The organism is Phaeodactylibacter luteus (genome assembly GCF_007993045.1).
Classification (GTDB): domain Bacteria; phylum Bacteroidota; class Bacteroidia; order Chitinophagales; family Saprospiraceae; genus Phaeodactylibacter; species Phaeodactylibacter luteus.
This window is the reverse complement of the sequence record NZ_VOOR01000023.1, coordinates 75,446-93,207: the sequence shown is the minus strand read 5'-3', so window position 1 is coordinate 93,207 and position 17,762 is coordinate 75,446. Positions and strand designations below refer to the sequence as shown.

At 50.2% G+C, this 17,762-nt stretch carries 6 protein-coding genes and 1 CRISPR repeat array (1 of these 7 cut by a window edge); of the genes, 4 read left to right on the top strand and 2 right to left on the bottom strand.

Annotated elements, in window-relative coordinates; all coding sequences use genetic code 11:
- A partial coding sequence (locus FRY97_RS12270) for a GNAT family N-acetyltransferase (RefSeq protein ID WP_147167830.1) occupies positions 1-415 on the top strand: 415 nt, incomplete at its 5' end.
- 346 nt (positions 416-761) lie between these two features.
- Positions 762-2,477: a serine hydrolase domain-containing protein gene (locus tag FRY97_RS12265; RefSeq protein WP_147167829.1), complete on the top strand. Its 1,716-nt coding sequence runs from the start codon at positions 762-764 to the stop codon at positions 2,475-2,477.
- A 542-nt stretch (positions 2,478-3,019) separates the two neighbouring features.
- Here the strand turns inward: FRY97_RS12265 and FRY97_RS12260 are convergent.
- On the bottom strand, positions 3,020-5,983 hold the full coding sequence (locus tag FRY97_RS12260) for a DEAD/DEAH box helicase (protein WP_246141706.1): 2,964 nt from the start codon (positions 5,981-5,983) through the stop codon (positions 3,020-3,022).
- 126 nt (positions 5,984-6,109) lie between these two features.
- On the bottom strand, positions 6,110-8,005 hold the full coding sequence (locus tag FRY97_RS12255; RefSeq protein WP_147167828.1) for a hypothetical protein: 1,896 nt from the start codon (positions 8,003-8,005) through the stop codon (positions 6,110-6,112).
- A gap of 366 nt (positions 8,006-8,371) precedes the next feature.
- On the opposite strand from FRY97_RS12255, the gene FRY97_RS12250 reads away from it, so the two are divergent.
- A complete protein-coding gene (locus FRY97_RS12250; RefSeq protein WP_147167827.1) occupies positions 8,372-10,810 on the top strand; it encodes a dockerin type I domain-containing protein in 2,439 nt (812 codons plus the stop codon).
- A gap of 161 nt (positions 10,811-10,971) precedes the next feature.
- Positions 10,972-13,428: a T9SS type A sorting domain-containing protein gene (locus FRY97_RS12245; RefSeq protein ID WP_170254618.1), complete on the top strand. Its 2,457-nt coding sequence runs from the start codon at positions 10,972-10,974 to the stop codon at positions 13,426-13,428.
- Positions 13,429-13,848: 420 nt separating this feature from the next.
- A CRISPR array of direct repeats spans positions 13,849-17,762; the repeat unit is 30 nt; unit sequence GTTTCAATTCCAGTATGGTGCGATTAAGTG; it runs 6,259 nt beyond the window's last position.

The window sequence follows — 17,762 nt, the reverse complement described above, 5'->3', positions numbered from 1 at the left end:
CTTAGGACTTGACTATACTTTTGGGATTTTTAACAAAGATGAAAATAAACTTATTGGGTCATCAGGACTTCACACCCGATTGGGAGAAAATGCAAGAGAAATTGGTTATTGGATTAATGCAAATTATCTGAAACAAGGATATGCTACCGAAACAGTTAAAGCTCTAATTAAGGTTGGATTTGAAATCGAACAACTTGATAGAATTGAAATAAGATGTGCCCCAAATAATATCGCAAGTCAAGGAATCCCCAAAAAGCTTGGGTTTTATCACGAAGCCACTCTCAAAAATAGAACTACTGATACAGAAGGAGAATTAAGAGATGAAATGATTTGGAGTATGTTCAAAGAAGATTATGTCAAAGAAGATTCTTTTGCTTTTAAAGCATTTAACTCAACAAACGAGGAAATAAAATAACTTGGAATATAGAAACGTCAGACAACAATGGGCAGGCGTCAATAGGGGAGTGGTTTAGAAACCGACGCTGATTATTCTATTACCGGCGCTCGCCGCCATCAGGCGAAAAAAGGTCGCCTGCTGTCGTCGGGCCTTTGTATATTTGGGAGGCAACACTGGTGGATGAGAATCCCCTACTGCGCCTGCCCGGACCGTTGTGTATCATTAAAAAACAAGATTCAAAATATGGCAAGTTTAGATCAAAAAATAGAGCCAATAATGTTTTATCAGGTTGATACAGAAGATAAGTAAAGGCAGGGATCGCTTTGTTTTTTGTATTTTCTCGCCATAAAAACCGTTTCTGCCTGTGAAGCACCTCCCTATACTGATTGCACTTTCGGCATTTATCGGCGCTTGCCAGAAAGGCCCTACCGCTTGGGATGGCCCTGTGATGTCTAGCCCGAGAAGCCAACTGACCGTAGATGAGCTCTTGCAGGGCAAGCCTCAGCCGCTGATGGATATGAGCTTTTTTGCCCGCCCAGATTGGGCGGAAGATAGCGCAGCTGCCCCTTTTTCGGGCATTTTGTCCCTTGCTGCCTCCCCTTTGGTTTTCCCTAAGGAGAAAGCCTATTATCCTGGCGAAGACCGGTTCCCCCGCATAAGCCTTTCCTTTGTGGCCAGCCAAGGCCAGCTGATACCGGGCCGAAAAGATCGGATGGATACCAGGCAGCAGAGCGATAGCTATTGGGATGTGATACCCGGTGCGGGCAGGGTATGGCGCGAAAAAGGCGATGGCGCTTGGAGCCGGGCGTCTTTCCCCCTTACCCTGACCGATAGATGGGTGGGGCAGGCGAGGAATTGCGTCGCCACTTTTGTCTATGGGCAAGACTCCGTCAGCCAGGTTTGCCTGCAGTGCAGCCAAGAGACTGCCGACATTGACGATCGGCAGCTGGGCAATATCCGCGCGGTACTGCCTGCAAGTTTCCAGCCTATGCCATTGCCGGATTCAGCGGCGGTTGTCAGCAGGCATTTGGAGGAGGAGGAGGGCAGGCTTCCCGTCCGACCGCTTGGCGAAGCGCCCGGGAGTGAGGCTTTGGCTGCTTATTTCGGCCAGATGGGTTACACCAGCGCACCTACAAGCCTAGGGGCTGTTATGCTGGACAGCACGCTTTTCCTGCATCCGCCCAAGACCCGCCACGGTCTTTTCCCTTACCCTGAGGAGATGCGGCATGGGCTGTATTCTGTGACCAAAAGCATGGCTGGCGCCCTTTCCTTGTTTTACTTTGCGGAACGTTATGGCCCAGGGCTTTTGGAAGAGCCCGTCAGCCGGTACGTGGCCGCTTTGGCTGGGCGAGGCGGCTGGGAAGGCGTCACATTCCGCCATTTGCTCGATATGACAACGGGCACGGCCGGTGGCGAGGGCGCTGCTCAACTTTTTGCCCCCCTCATTGCTGCGGAGACAGCCGAGGAGGCCATTCACAATATTGCGGCCCTGGGCGATGCGCCCCCTTTGCCTGGGCAGCAGTTCAACTATGCTTCCACCAATTCATTTGTATTGTCTTATGCCCTGCAGCGGTATGTGGAAAGCCGGGAGGGGGAAGGTGTTCACTATTGGGAGCTGGTAAGGGAGCATGTCCTGAACCCCATAGGGGCACCCCACTTTACCGTGCTTCATACGCTGGAGGCGGACGCCTCAGCGGCTATCCCCATTTTGGCGTATGGCGCCTTGCCTACTTTGGATGAAGCGGCGAAGATTGGCTTGCTTTTGGCGAACGGCGGGCAGCATGCAGGGGAGCAGCTCCTGCACCGGGAAACTGTCCTTGAAGCGCTCGACCCGGCCGCTTGGGAGGGTTTTGCTACCGGGGGGGACTATCGGGGGGGCGCTTATCAGCATTCTTTCTGGTCAAAGGAGGTGGCTGGGCAAGACTGCCGGTTCCGGGTTTCGTACATGCTCGGTTTTGGGGAGAACTATGTGGCTTTCCTGCCCGGCAAAACCCTGCTCTTCCGGTTTATGGATGAGCATGACCTCAATATTGAGGAGCTGGCCCGGAGGGCCGAGGGCATGCGCTCGTTTTGCCCATAGGCTGATGGAGCCTTTTTGTTGTGTAGGGCCGCCACCCATTTGCGTCCAAAAGGGCCAAAACTATAGGTTGAGCTCTAAGCCCAAATGTCGCAGGCTTTGGCTCCAGGATGGCAACGGCCTAGCGCTGCGGAGGGGTGATAAGCCCGTCAGGGCCGAGCGGACAGCGAGCCCCGTAGCATAGCGGCACCTGCCCGCTGGGCAGGGGCAGGCCCCTATCCTTGCGGAGGGGGCAAGCCCCAAAAGATCCGGCCTGCAAACAGAGGGGCTTTGATGCTGTGTCATTGCCCACAACTGCTGTGGATAGATTACAACTGGGTTTTATCCAACCTGCCGGCTTTGGTTTTTAAGCCTCGGGCCACTTCAGCAACTGGGCAGCACTAGTGCCTCAAGCCATAAATCCTTGACACCCCAAGTTTCGTTATTTTCCGTCTACTCTTCGTTAAAGAACCGCTCCTTTAGCTCGGGCTAAAGTCGCGAACCTTCGCCTTGATTAGCCGGAAAACAACTTCAACTTAAGTATCAGAGATTTATGACTTAAGGCACTAGTCAAACAAGTACTCCAGGTCGCCTTTTGAAAACTGGGCCTGCTGCACATTCTCGATGATATCTTCCGCCAGCCGGGCTTTCTTTTCCTGCAGCTTTAGGATTTTCTCTTCTATGGTGCCCCGAGTGATGAACTTGATGGCCATGACGTGCTTGTCTTGCCCAATGCGGTGGGCCCTGGCAATGGCCTGCTGTTCGGTTGTGGGGTTCCACCAGGGGTCGAGGATGAAGACGTAGTCTGCCGAAGTGAGGTTGAGGCCCGTCCCGCCAGCCTTAATGGAAATGAGGAAAGCCCCCAGGCTGGGGTCTTCATTGAACTGCTGCACGGCTTTCTCCCGTTCTTGGCTGGCCTGCCCGCCGGTCAGCCAGGCATAGGGCTGTTGTTGGGCTTCGAAAGCCGCTTTGAACAGCTCGAGGTGTTGAACGAAGGAGCTGAACAGCAGTACTTTGTGCCCTCCCCGCCGTATGGTGTCCATGTGTTCTAGGACATCTTCGAATTTGCCGCTGCCTTTGGCATAAGCCTCTACCGCCATTTTAGGGTGGTTGGCCAGCTGTCTGAGCTTGGTCAGCGACTGCAGCACTTTGAAGCGGAATTGGGGGTTGGCGGCATCATAATTTTCGAGGAGGTAGTTGCGTGCGGCTGATTTTTCTCGTTCGTACAGGCGTTTTTGCTCTGCCGTCATCTCGCAGTAGAACGTCTTGGTCGTCAGCGGTGGCAGGTCCTTTGCGACCTCCTCTTTGGTCCGCCTGAGGAGGTAAGGGCTGACGAGCCGCCGCAGCTGTGCTTTTTTGTCCTCGTCCTGCAGTTTCTCAATGGGGCGGATGAATTCTTTTTGGAAAAAGTTGAAGCTGCCCAGGAGGTTGGGGTTGATGAACTGCATTTGGGCCCAGAGGTCGGAAAGGGAGTTCTCGATGGGCGTGCCGCTGAGGGAAAGCCGGTGCCGCCCCTGCAGCTGGTTGATGGCGCGGAATACTTTGCTGTCTTTGTTTTTGATGTACTGGCTCTCGTCCAGGACAATGTATTCGAACTCGATTTGCTCAAGCAGCTCTTGATCGCGCAGGGCGGTCTGATAAGTGGTCAGGAGGACATCAAATCGGGAGAGGAGGCGGATGTCTTTATAGCGTTTGGGCCCGGTATGCCGGTAGGCCTGCAAGCTTGGGGCGAATTTGCGTATTTCGGCCTCCCAGTTGAAGACGAGGGAGGCAGGCAGTATGATAAGCGATTGGAGGGGCTGCAGGGTATCGAAGTCTTCTGCCGGGGCAAAGAGCCCAAGCTGCTGTGCCGGCCTTTCCTGAGGCGCTGAGCTGCCCCGCTGTGCTTTTTGCGCTTTGGCGTGCAGCAGCACGGTGATGGTCTGCAGGGTTTTGCCCAAGCCCATATCATCGGCCAGGCAAGCGCCGAGCTGGCTCTCGTACAAGCCGACGAGCCACCGCGCGCCTTCTAGCTGATAAGGCCTTAGGGATGCTTTGAGCAGAGGGGAAGGCTGGAAATCGGTTGCCGGCTGCCGTTCTTCTTCTACTTCTTCCCCCGCCCCGAGCCCTATTTCCTTGAGCAGGGTGAAGTGGCTTTTAGCGAGCTTCAGCCCGTCTTTTTCGCGGGAGCCGAATTGGAATAGGCTTTTGTAGCGGGCCATCCACTCTTGCGGGATGATGAAATACGCCCCGTTGGGCAGGGGGAACAGCGGCTGCCTGTCCCGGATGTACTTGGCCAGCTTGATAAAGGGGAAGCTGAATTCGCCTACGGTGACAACCCCTTTGAGGTCGAACCAGTCATTGTCCTGGCCTGCACTGAGCGAGATAGAAGGAGGGTGGAGGTAGAGCTGCTGCCCATCTTCTGCTACGGGCAGCAATTGAAACCCGGCTGCTTGCAGTGCTGCCCGGTGGCTGCTCAGCCATTCGAGGGTGGCATAGGGGGTGTCGGGCTGTGCACCTTCGGGGTAGAAGTGGGCATGCTCCCCGGCGGCCAGGCCCATGGCTTTCAGCAATTCCACCTTTTCGTGCTCTGCACCGGGCTGCCGCTGTGCCTGTAGGATGCGGACCTCCTCCCCTTCAAACTCAAGGCTGGTCTTCTTTTCCCTGCGGTCGCTCCAAAGGAACTTGCTGCCAGGGTACTGCATGTACACCGCTAGTGCCCAGCGGCCTGAGAAAATATCCCGGATGGGCTCGAGTATGCAGGAGCTGAGCTCCTGGTGCTGTGTGACCTCGAAGCCTTCCGCTTCTATTTCAGATTTGGCAGCGACCTTGAGGATGAACTTCTGGAAATAGGTTTTTACCGATTTTTGGGGGATGATGACCTCCTCTTTCTTTTGGAAAGGCAGCACCATATGCCCATTGATGGCGGGTGCCCGGAACAATTGGTAATCGACGAAAATCCAGGCCGGGTGGTTGGTAATGGGCACCACATCCTTTGAGCTGATGGGCCAGGTGCCGTGCTCATCTTCCAGCTGCAGCCGGTAGCGCACCCCTTGTGTTTCCCGCTTGAAGAAAAGGCGGGGCTCTAAAGGGGCAGGTTGAGGCAATAGCACAAAGTCTTTGGCGAGCACAGTCCGCTCTACCTGCCAAGTGATGGCGATCTGATGTTTAACGGCTGTGGACAGCAGCTCATCAAGGCGGGCATGTGCATATTTGTAGATGCTTCGGGCGATATCCCGGTCTGTTAGCAGTTCCTCCAGGGTAGTTTTCTTGCGCTTATTGGGTTTGAAGCGAGCCTCCAGGGCTTTGGGCTGCAGCTCTTCCACCAGCTGGAACAGGCGGGAAAGGGTAGGGGAGAGTGGCAGGCCAAAGCTGCCGATCGTTTCCGGGAGGGCCTTCTGCCGGATATGAGCCAGCAGTCCGTCCCGGTCTTCGCTGACGATATAGCCGGTCGGCAGGTGAAGCTGTGCCCCGAAATGGTAGAGGTCAAAGACAATCTGATGAGCTGCTTTGTGGGTGTCGGTTTGGAACAATTGCATACCAGGTATCAAAATGCTGCGGTTGGCGCGGCAGCCCACTCAGCAGAACGCGCTGCGCACCCCGTAAAACGGTTTTTTCCGGAAACGGGTAAACTTACGAAAAATGGTGCGCACGCCCTAGCAAAAACCGTTGCCGCTTCAGGAAGGGCCGTACCAGTCTACAGCGAGCTGCCGGAGCCGGAGCTTTTGGTTGTGGCTGTTGTTCAGCACCAGCTGCATTTCCCAGCCGGGCGCTGCTTTCCGCGGTATGCGGATGAAGAAGCTGACTTCCTGCCAGGGGCCCGGCTTGCCCGCGGACCAGATGTTAAAGTCCTCATTGCCGAGGTGGGAAGAAATCCGGAAATGCCGCCCCTTTTTTCGGTGCCCTTTTTCATTTTCATAAAAAAGGAAGAGCACGGCGGTCAGGTCGCGGTTCCACACTTCGTCCCCAGGGGCAATGCGCGCATCCAAGGTTATTTTGAGCCATTGGCCAGCGGCCTGTTGCGGCAGGGGGATGCCGGGCGCCAGGTCGTATTCCCCGGAAGGGGCGACCCATTCCTTTGTGCTATTGGGGAAAGCATGGGCCAACAGGCGTTGCTGAAAAGCCAGCCGGTTGGTATCGGGCTGCACCTCCTTGAGGTCGTATGCGATCAGGGCATTGCGCGATGGCCCTGTAGCGCCGAAGGTTTCGAGGTAAAAGGCAGCGTTGCCCCGTTCGCTCCAGATGATGCCTTTTTGCATCTGCCAAGTCTGGAAAAGGTTTAGCCCGGTACAGGCCAGGAGGAAAACGGCAAGGGGGATAGCGGTAGCCTTTCGGCGAAAGCCGAGGGAGAGCAGGGCAGCGAGCCCAAAGCTGAGCCCTGCATAAGCCTCTACCATTGGGCGGGAGCCCAGGCCGGGGAAGTAGGTCCAGGCATAATAAGAATAGTGGATGTAAGCTTGCAGGAACACGAAAAGTGCTACTGGCAGGATAGCGCCGGGGGCAAAGCGGCGCAGCAGATAGAGCCCGGGCAGGCTCAGGGCCATGACCGGTGTATAAATCAGCCAGCCATTGGCAAAGTCGAACCACCCTTTGTGGATGCGCGGCTTCAGGAAGTTGAACCCTTCCCCCTGATAGGGGTTGAACAGCCACTCCCCGCTTACATACTGCCAGTAGGCGAGCTGAGGGCTGAAGGCCAGGAGCAGCCCGATTGCGGCGAGCCCGAGGTAGTGCCAGTGGGCAGTAAAAAATTGCAGCCGTTCGCGGAATTGTGCCTGGCTGCTGACGCCCCATAGGAGGGGGATCAGCAGGCTGATGACCTCTGGGGCGCGGGTAAGAGCAATGAGGCCTACTACCGCCCCGATGAGCAGAGCGCTTCCTGGCCCCGGTTTGCGGTAGAACCGCTCGCTCAGTGCCAAGAGCACGCAATAATCAAAAAACAGGAACCCGTGCGCCATCGTCAGATAGGTGCTGTGGAAGAAGAGGTTGGTGCCCAAAGCCAGGGTAAGGATGGTAAGCCCTACGGCCCAGGGAGGGAAATACCGCAGCAGCAGCCCTGCCAATAAGTAGAACCCTGCCATCAGGTAGAACCAGGTAGACAAGCTGACTGCGAGGATGTAGGGGCGGCTCCACCCGTCTGCAGGGTAGTGCCCCGACAAGCTGGCCCAGCAATGCCCAAGGAAATAGAAGGGGGCTTCCATAAGCGGTGCTCCCAGGGTATACTTGATGTAGTACCGGCCTGTAGGCGTTTGCCGGACGCCATATTTGTCTTCGCGGGGGTCTGCTGCGCCCGGGTGGGCCTGCAGCAGGCTGCCTATCGTCTTGCTGTAATCCCCTACATCCTGATAATGCAGCAAAGACAAGGTGTGAAGGTAGTAGCTATTGCTGTCACCATAGAAGAGTGCGGTCTGCCAGCGGCCGAGCCAGAAGTGGCCGCAGAGGTAAAACAGTGCGATAAATGCAATCAACCGGGTTTGGAAAGACATGGCGTTGGAGGTTAGGTCGTGGCGGTTCAAGATACGGACTTGGCGGCGGGCTGCAAAGGTTGTAGCCCGGCACTTTGTATGGAGGTACATTTTAGGAAAAAGCGGAGGGAGGAGTTGGGCGCAATCCAGATTGTCGTTTTTTGCCCTGCCCAGCTTGCTTTGCGTGATGGGCTTGCCCTTGCCGCAAGGATAGGGGCCTGCCCCTGCCTGAGGGCAGGCGCCGCTATGCTCCGGGGCTCGCTGCCCGCTCGGCCCTAACGGGCTTATCACCCCTGCGCAGCGCTAGGCCGATGCCAGGCTAGCGCCCGAAAAGCATAAGCCCCTGTGATATTTTGGGTTGCGCTCGATGGGTATATGTATTTAAAGTGAGGGTACATTGTGTGTTTGTCCAGTATATTTCATATCTTTAGAGGCGATTAACATCAACTATTAACCCATTTTAAAATTCATTCCGATATGAAGTTATTTATTTCACCCCCCCCCCCTGTTTCATTGGTAAATAATGCCAAAATATCAACAATGGTATTGTTTTTGTCCTTTGGTATAGGGTTTCCGCTCTCTGCTCAGTTCCAATGTGGGTACGAATCGTTAGATGATCCGGCCTATAACTTGTTTATCAGTAATTTATCTTCCTCAATTTCAAGTGGGACTACGACTTATTCGATACCTATCCATTTGGTACAGGTGAACCCGGCAGCAGGTGTACAGCCCGAAAACTATCCTTTGGAAAACTTTATGGCTTCAATCGATAGGATCAATTCAGCCCAGTATTTTGATGATATCACGTTCTACTTATGTAAGCATACTGTTGTAGACGACCCGGCTTATCACGGGGAGCCGATATCTGGCGCAACATATAATACACTGTCAAGCCAATATCATGATTCGGATAAGCTAAATGTCTATTTGTTTTCTGATGGGAGAGCAAGGGCTTTCACGCTAGGTGTAACCAATCAATCAGGAGTAGCTATATCTCAAGCATGGGGAGATAAGACACTTGTACATGAAATAGGCCATTGGCTTGGATTGCGGCATACATTCCACAATACCGTTGGCGACAACCCTTTTTCTGGCGAAATAGCCGCCTTTTTAAAGCCAGACAATTCTTATAACTTTTTTGTAGACCCGAATGGGTTTTTATGCCCTTGTCCTTCAAGTTGTTCCTGTACACCTTCTGGCACTGGCGACATGATAGCTGATACGGAAGTTGATGTCTTTTATGAAATTGGGGGTGTTTCAGGAAATTTGTGCGACTTTAATGCCCAAGGTGAGTGCATTGTAACTCATGTTGCACCCGATGGCAGTGAGCTTCAGGAAACGTATTTTCCCGATCAAGGAAACATTATGTCGTATTATCAATTCTCTTGGGAATATTTCAGTGCTGGGCAGCAAACAAGAATGGGACAAGTCCTCCTTACCCATGGTAGTGCCATTATCAATAATACAGGTACAGGTTGCACTTCGTTCCCTGCACCTAATTATTTGGGTATTTCTGAGGGATTTGTGTTTGCACCGGCCTACGATGAGGCAAACGATCAGTTTGCTTTTCCTCCAATGGAAAATATGGCGCTGAGGTATCAGGATATTTCACTAACAGATTTTAGCCAAGTTTTGAGTATTGAAGATGGCAGCTATTTCATCAATCCAGACTTGATCTTATTGCCTGAGGATAAGGATATTGTGATCAGGCAGAGAGAAGACAGGACCGCTGATTTTTATAATGCTTCTGATGAGGTGTCCGTATTAGACTTAATCCGGCTACAAAAGCACATATTGGGCACTGAATTGATTGTTTCGCCGTATGATAAAATAGCTGGTGATGTCAATAATACTGGCAGTATTACTGTTTTGGATATGATACAAATACGTAAGTTGATTTTAGGTATATTCTTGGAGTTCCCAGAGGTGCCTGTTTTCAGGCTTGTTCCAAGATATGCCCTATCATCAACATCATTCGAAACGCCGTTTTTTCAAGACCCATTCAATGCCAGTTGGGCTATTGGTACAGAAGATAGAGCCTACCTGGATGATCCGCAAACGGGCGATCCTAGCTATTTGTCTGAGATTACCATTAATCTGTTAAATGCGGAGGCACAGGATGTGGATACCTGGACCTTTAATGCGGTAAAATCCGGTGATGCTGATAACTCTTTTGCAAGGTCACTTGATGAAAATTTGATAGGAGATACCACTGTTACACAACTTACGTTTGTCAACGACCCTCATGCCTGTATTTCAGCGGGTGAAGTATTCCAGGTAGCCGTATCTACTGATCAATTACAGAATATTGAGGGTTTTCAGGCTAATTTGCAGTTGGAAGGGGCTTACATCAGAGGCGTTAGGTCAATGGACTTAGCAGGGTTTTCCACAACCAACTTTTCTGTTTCTGAGGATCAGAATATTTCCATAGTATGGGTTGACCCTGAACTGGGGTCAGCGAAATCTAAGGAAAGATATGCTGGGCAGGTAGATTTATTTGAACTAACGTTGGTGGCAGAGAAGCCAATTTGTAACATTTCTAATTTTATATCAACCAACAATGCGATTTTTTCATCCTTCTTTGTCTTCGGAGAGGAATCGGGAGGGATAGTGAGCGCTTTTGATTTAGATCTTGAAATTGTCACTTCAGTCAATAAGCTAAGGGCGACAGCTCCTTTTCCAAACCCAGTTTCAACTCAGGTGAACATACCTTTTGAACTCACAGAGAGTAAAACCGTAGAACTGACCATGTACGATGGTTTTGGCTTTTGGTACGAGGATGAGGGGAGCTTTCCTGTTGGTACGTCTAGTTTTGTAGTCAACAATAACTTTAGTACGCTACCTAATGGAACGACAGTATTCTATGTGCTAAGGGCAGATGATGAAGTAGTTCTTGGTAGTCTTATCAAACAGTAAGGTCAGTTAAAACATATTCGAGTCTCACCAACAGAAAGGCTTCTGAAGCCTTTCTGTTTGGCTTTTACGAAAATCATTCACAGATGCGGCTTTATTTTATCATAGCTCTCGTAATCTTTGGGCTTTTTCCCTCCCTGGAAGCTCAAAGCAAACGAATAATAGTGGACAGGGGTAATACATCAGGAATTGAGGACGGGCTCCAATGGTTGACGGCCTACTCCAACCTATCCAGCGCGTTGGAGGTAGCAGAAGCAGGCGATTCTATATGGGTGGCCCAGGGGTTCTATCGACCGACAGATGGCACGGACCGGCATGCGACCTATGAAATCCCAAAAGGGGTGAAAATATTTGGAGGGTTTCTGGGCAATGAAGCTACATTTGAAGAGCGGGACACCACAGGTGTACTCAGCATATTGAGTGGAGATATTGGCGTATTTACGGATAGCACAGATAATTGCTATCACGTACTGACGGCCCGCAGCCCCGATGAGCATACGGTCTTAGACCGTTTCCATATCAGGCATGGCAATAGCAATGGCAATACCTTTGATACCCGCTATGGGGGAGGGCTGTTTATTACAACCGAGGAGGGGGACACTTCGGCATCTAAAATGATTATCCGTAACTGTACCTTTGAAGGCAACAGCGGTTCCTACGGGGCTGCAATCGGCGTGAATAGCCCGGACAATCTGGGCATTACGCCAAGGCTTGAAAATTGCCATTTTATTTCTAATCGGGCTACTGTTGATGGGGGAGCTTTCTACAGAAGCGGAGATAACGGCAGTATTATTGATACATTGTTCTTTGATCGTTGTGTATTTAGTGAGAATTATGCGCTCTCCGGAGGTGGTGTAAATCTAGTGGCTTTGGCCCAGCCTTTACTGTTTCAGGAATGCGAGTTTGAAAATAACTACACAGTGGTGTCTGGGAGCGGAGCAAACTTTTTCTCAGCATCAGGGGGCTCTGAAGTCATTATTGTTGATTCTAAGTTCGTCAATAATTACTCCGCAACAAGCGGAGGGGTCTTCCTTGATGTCGATTTATTTTCTTCGGGAGGGGCTTCCGGGTTTAAAATCTACCGAAGTATTTTCGATGGCAACGAGTCAACCAATGCTTGGGGGGGAGGTGTATCTCTATCAATAGCAGGGCCTAATAGTTCAGCATATTTCTTGGAGATAGATTCTGTTTCCTTTATCAATAATAAATCCACTACCCGTGGAGCGGGATTTCAGACAACCTTTCTCGGCGGAGAGATCACTTCTTACCAAACCATTTCGAACACCCAATTCATTAATAATGACGGAGGGCCAATAATTGGAGGGGGCTTTGTCGTACTGGGGAATTTAGGGAGCCCAACAAAATGTTATAACCTATTCTATAATTGTCTCTTTGCCAATAATACGGGCGCATTAAGCTTTACAAGTGGGCATGGCCTGGTGGAGTCTACGATCCTGAATTGCTCTTTTATTGAAAATGGGAGTTATACCATTTCAAAAAATCGCTCCCCTGATTTTGACTACGAAACTTTCTACAATGACATGTACATCTACAACTGTGTCTTTCAACAGGCAGGAGCAGAGACCATGCGCAACCATCTGTTGAATGGGATCATTCAAGGGGTAGAAAACAACCTGTATGATTTCAAAGTCAGCCATAGCATCTTCACTGCTCCGGATTGTGATATGCCCGGGGGCGATGAGGCCTGCGGAGAAGGGGTGATTTTAGCTACAGACTCAGAAATTGTAGATATTGATGGTGGGGATTTCCGGCTGTCCTCCTGCTCACCAGCGATTGATGCCGGGCTGGACTCTATCGTTCAGGCATTCGGCCTGGCCACGGATCTTTTGGGCTCACCACGCATACAAGACGGGGCGGTTGACCTTGGGGCCTTTGAGCAGCCAAAACTAAGCCTGGCCACATTGGAAGTCCTGCCTCCGGAATGCCCGGGAGAAGCCAATGGCGAAGTGGTACTGACAGCGTCAGGTATTGGGCCATTTTCCTATCAGGTCATTGACACCGCCGGCCAGCTTATAGCGTCAAACACCCAGCTCCTATCAGGTGCATACGTAGCGGTCGTGACGGACAGCTCCCTATGCCAGGACACCCTGTTCTTTGAAGTGCCAGCCTTAGATTCAATTAACGCTTTTGCCACAATAGAACCTGCAACCGAGAGTAGCTTGGGCAGTATTACTTTAGACAGTCTTATTGGTGGTACACCGCCTTATGCCTACGAATGGGGCAACGGCCATACCGGGCCTTCCTTGTCGTTGCTTGAGCCTGGGGTTTACAGCCTTTCTGTTACGGATGCAAATGGATGTTTTGCAAGCTTTACTTTCGAGGTACAGATGGTAAATAAGGCGGAAAGCCTCAACGCTCAGCCTTTGCTTGTGTTCCCAAACCCTGTTGCAGGTTCAGTTTTTATAGAAACAGAAATGCATTCCCCTTTGCTGTTACAGTTTCTGGATATTGCAGGCCGGAATATGCTTTCAAGGAAGGCCCCTAGAGGCCATGCACTACGGCAAGTAGACTTGTCGACTCTACCAGCAGGCACATATTGGATGCAGGTTTTCTCGCAGGATGGAGCTTTAATAGCTACAGAGCAGATAGTGGTGAGATAGCAGCTCTTGAACGGGCAAAAACCAGATTGTCGTTTTTTGGGGCCTGCCCCTGCCTGAGGGCAGGCGCCGCTATGCTCCGGGGCTCGCTGCCCGCTCGGCCCTAACGGGCTTATCACCCCTGCGCAGCGCTAGGCCGATGCCAGGCTAGCGCCCGAAAAGCATAAGCCCCTGTGATATTTTGGGTTGGACTTGGGAAGGCTGAGTTGTTGGTTAGGTAATTTATACATAATAGCCCAACGCTATCAGGCTGTTGCTGATTCCAGTATGGTGCGATTAAGTGGTGTTGTGGTGTTGTGGTGTTGTGGTGCTGTGGTGCTGTGGTGCTGTGGTGCTGTGGTGCTGTGGTGCTGTGGTGCTGTGGTGCTGTGGTGCTGTGGTGCTGTGGTGCTGTGGTGCTGTGGTGCTGTGGTGCTCTTAAAAGTTTCAATTCCAGTATGGTGCGATTAAGTGGTCAAAATACCAAAACACCATAAAACCGTAAAACCATAACTATGGTTTCAATTCCAGTATGGTGCGATTAAGTGGCCAAAATACCAAAACACCATAAAACCGTAAAACCATAACTATGGTTTCAATTCCAGTATAGTGCGATTAAGTGCCGCAACGCGCGCCGGAGTGAGCGCAGCGACCATCGTTTCAATTCCAGTATAGTGCGATTAAGTGGCCAAACCACCAAAACACCAAAACACCAAAACACCGAATTCATCGTTTCAATTCCAGTATGGTGCGATTAAGTGTATCTAAACGACATTGACACTGCTAACTACGCAGTCATGTTTCAATTCCAGTATGGTGCGATTAAGTGGGCTGTGAATGGGTTTAACAGGATTCAATTCAATAAGTTTCAATTCCAGTATGGTGCGATTAAGTGTTCGCGATAAACTTCTTCTTGCATCGCTGAAAGGAGTTTCAATTCCAGTATGGTGCGATTAAGTGTAGCTCCCTCCGCATCCTCCGGGAGCCGATTATTTATGTTTCAATTCCAGTATGGTGCGATTAAGTGACGATAAAGGAAGTCTATTCGAAATGCCTAGCACCAGTTTCAATTCCAGTATGGTGCGATTAAGTGCACTGCTTCGCGCAGGTGTGTTGAAAGGTAAGTTTTGTTTCAATTCCAGTATGGTGCGATTAAGTGGCAAGAGCGCCCCGGAGGGCGTGCCGTTCGAAGTAGTTTCAATTCCAGTATGGTGCGATTAAGTGGTAAACAACAAAAACATGAACATTAAGATTAGAGCTGTTTCAATTCCAGTATGGTGCGATTAAGTGAATACCTTTGTAATCTCCCCTGAGGCTTACGCCTTGGTTTCAATTCCAGTATGGTGCGATTAAGTGGCGATAAAGGACAACGTGTCGTTCGGGCAAGATGATGTTTCAATTCCAGTATGGTGCGATTAAGTGTCTTCCAGGTTCTGTATATTCTACAGTCCTATAGGTGTTTCAATTCCAGTATGGTGCGATTAAGTGCCGCCAAGCCGCCAAGGTACTGGATTTGAAACTTGGTTTCAATTCCAGTATGGTGCGATTAAGTGATTCGTTGCATGGCCCAAAGTGGCCCTGTTGGCCTCGTTTCAATTCCAGTATGGTGCGATTAAGTGTACTATCATAATCGGCAATGTGGTAGAGGATAGCAAGTTTCAATTCCAGTATGGTGCGATTAAGTGCATCGCCGTTGTAGACATTGCGCGCCTCGCGCCAGGTTTCAATTCCAGTATGGTGCGATTAAGTGCGCAGGGAGAGAGATAAATCAATCAGTAATTAAGCTGTTTCAATTCCAGTATGGTGCGATTAAGTGGTTGCAGTCTTCATGCTGATAGCCTGTGTGAGGTCTGTTTCAATTCCAGTATGGTGCGATTAAGTGGAGCTGGGCTATGATGTGGTTGCTGACTATAAAGAGTTTCAATTCCAGTATGGTGCGATTAAGTGGCCATTAGGCCAAAAAAAAGCCCTTTCGCTAGGGCGGTTTCAATTCCAGTATGGTGCGATTAAGTGCGAGCAAGTGCTTACAGATGAGCACCTGAGCAACAAGTTTCAATTCCAGTATGGTGCGATTAAGTGAAGTGAATGGAGGGCTAAAGAATGCGCTGCAAAATGTGTTTCAATTCCAGTATGGTGCGATTAAGTGATAAATGCTCAGCTTATGTTGTGGACGGCAGAAAGGGTTTCAATTCCAGTATGGTGCGATTAAGTGGTATATGAGGTCTCAAAAATCAAATCAGATGAATAGTTTCAATTCCAGTATGGTGCGATTAAGTGCAGGTTCAGGGAGCTCATGGGCTGGAAAAAAGGCGTTTCAATTCCAGTATGGTGCGATTAAGTGGGGGCAAGATGACTTACAGGAAGTGGGAGAAGGAGTTTCAATTCCAGTATGGTGCGATTAAGTGCCGCAGGCGGGGCCCGGCTTGATGCGGACAACTTCAGTTTCAATTCCAGTATGGTGCGATTAAGTGGTGCAATAGCCCCCACTTTAGGAAAGGGAATAAGAGGTTTCAATTCCAGTATGGTGCGATTAAGTGGCAGTTGTCTGCGTAGCATGATTCCCATTTGTCCCTGTTTCAATTCCAGTATGGTGCGATTAAGTGTTGCCTATAAAAAAAGGTGGTGCAAAAGACGATACAGTTTCAATTCCAGTATGGTGCGATTAAGTGTTGGCGCCCATCTGCTTGAAAAGGCAGACGATTTTGTTTCAATTCCAGTATGGTGCGATTAAGTGCATGAAGTTGCAACCAGGCTTTGTAGAATGGATGAGTTTCAATTCCAGTATGGTGCGATTAAGTGCGTTCATAATTATAGCCATTAGCCCGCCAATAGGGCTTGTTTCAATTCCAGTATGGTGCGATTAAGTGTTCTTGCCCAGCGGTTGGGGTGGCGAAGCTGCTCTCGTTTCAATTCCAGTATGGTGCGATTAAGTGTTTTACGCCGGACGGAAACCCCATGTGGGGTAACCTGTTTCAATTCCAGTATGGTGCGATTAAGTGACGCCAAAGAGGGCATTTATTGGAGTGTCCACCGTGTTTCAATTCCAGTATGGTGCGATTAAGTGATCTATTCAGCCCACAGCGTTACGGACAACACCCTGTTTCAATTCCAGTATGGTGCGATTAAGTGAAGCCGCCGCCCGGCAGTACGTCACGACCTTTAACGGTTTCAATTCCAGTATGGTGCGATTAAGTGGCGTAGGCGGTAAATAGGTTTTGACCTCCTGCCCGCGTTTCAATTCCAGTATGGTGCGATTAAGTGAAGTACGATAGCACTTTTGTAACCGATAATGCCCGGGTTTCAATTCCAGTATGGTGCGATTAAGTGTCAGGAAGCGAAACGATCACGCTTACAATTGAAAAGTTTCAATTCCAGTATGGTGCGATTAAGTGGGGGAAGCACGCCGGTTTGCCAATGCGTTTAACGGTGTTTCAATTCCAGTATGGTGCGATTAAGTGAACGGGCAGCCCTTGGGCCGCAGCGCTACAGGGCAGTTTCAATTCCAGTATGGTGCGATTAAGTGTCTTCGCTCTGTATTACCACATTAACGCGCCCCGGGTTTCAATTCCAGTATGGTGCGATTAAGTGTTGCGGAACTGAGAAACAACGGGGAAGCCCGTCTAGTTTCAATTCCAGTATGGTGCGATTAAGTGAAGCCGCCGCCCGGCAGTACGTCACGACCTTTAACGGTTTCAATTCCAGTATGGTGCGATTAAGTGGAACCGGAGGAAGGAGAGTAGGGCGCCTAAACAATGTTTCAATTCCAGTATGGTGCGATTAAGTGTTTTACGCCGGACGGAAACCCCATGTGGGGTAACCTGTTTCAATTCCAGTATGGTGCGATTAAGTGAGGACTTACAAAAAAGGTCTTAACGATGTATCGAAAAGTTTCAATTCCAGTATGGTGCGATTAAGTGTATCTGTGAGCATGATAATGAATTTAGCCCGCTATGGTTTCAATTCCAGTATGGTGCGATTAAGTGAAGAAAAGCCTGAATATATTCAGGCGGCTGAGGCGAGTTTCAATTCCAGTATGGTGCGATTAAGTGTTGCCGGTCTTGACGTTTTCCGGAGGAGTGTATGAGTTTCAATTCCAGTATGGTGCGATTAAGTGGCTTTTTTGGTAGAGGCGGCAACAGGAAGGCCGCCAAGTTTCAATTCCAGTATGGTGCGATTAAGTGAAGTGGAGGAGGAGCACACCACCCCTACCCTAGAGGGTTTCAATTCCAGTATGGTGCGATTAAGTGTCTGTGCCTGTCCACCACTCCTCGTCTGCTGATAGCAGTTTCAATTCCAGTATGGTGCGATTAAGTGCCATTCCCGACAAAATTAAAACTCCCTGCAACGTCGTTTCAATT

Coding starts and splice junctions, on each gene's coding strand:
- FRY97_RS12255 (WP_147167828.1), bottom strand. CDS start 8,005: ATGTACCTCCATACAAAGTGCCGGGCTACAACCTTTGCAGCCCGCCGC.
- FRY97_RS12250 (WP_147167827.1), top strand. CDS start 8,372: ATGAAGTTATTTATTTCACCCCCCCCCCCTGTTTCATTGGTAAATAAT.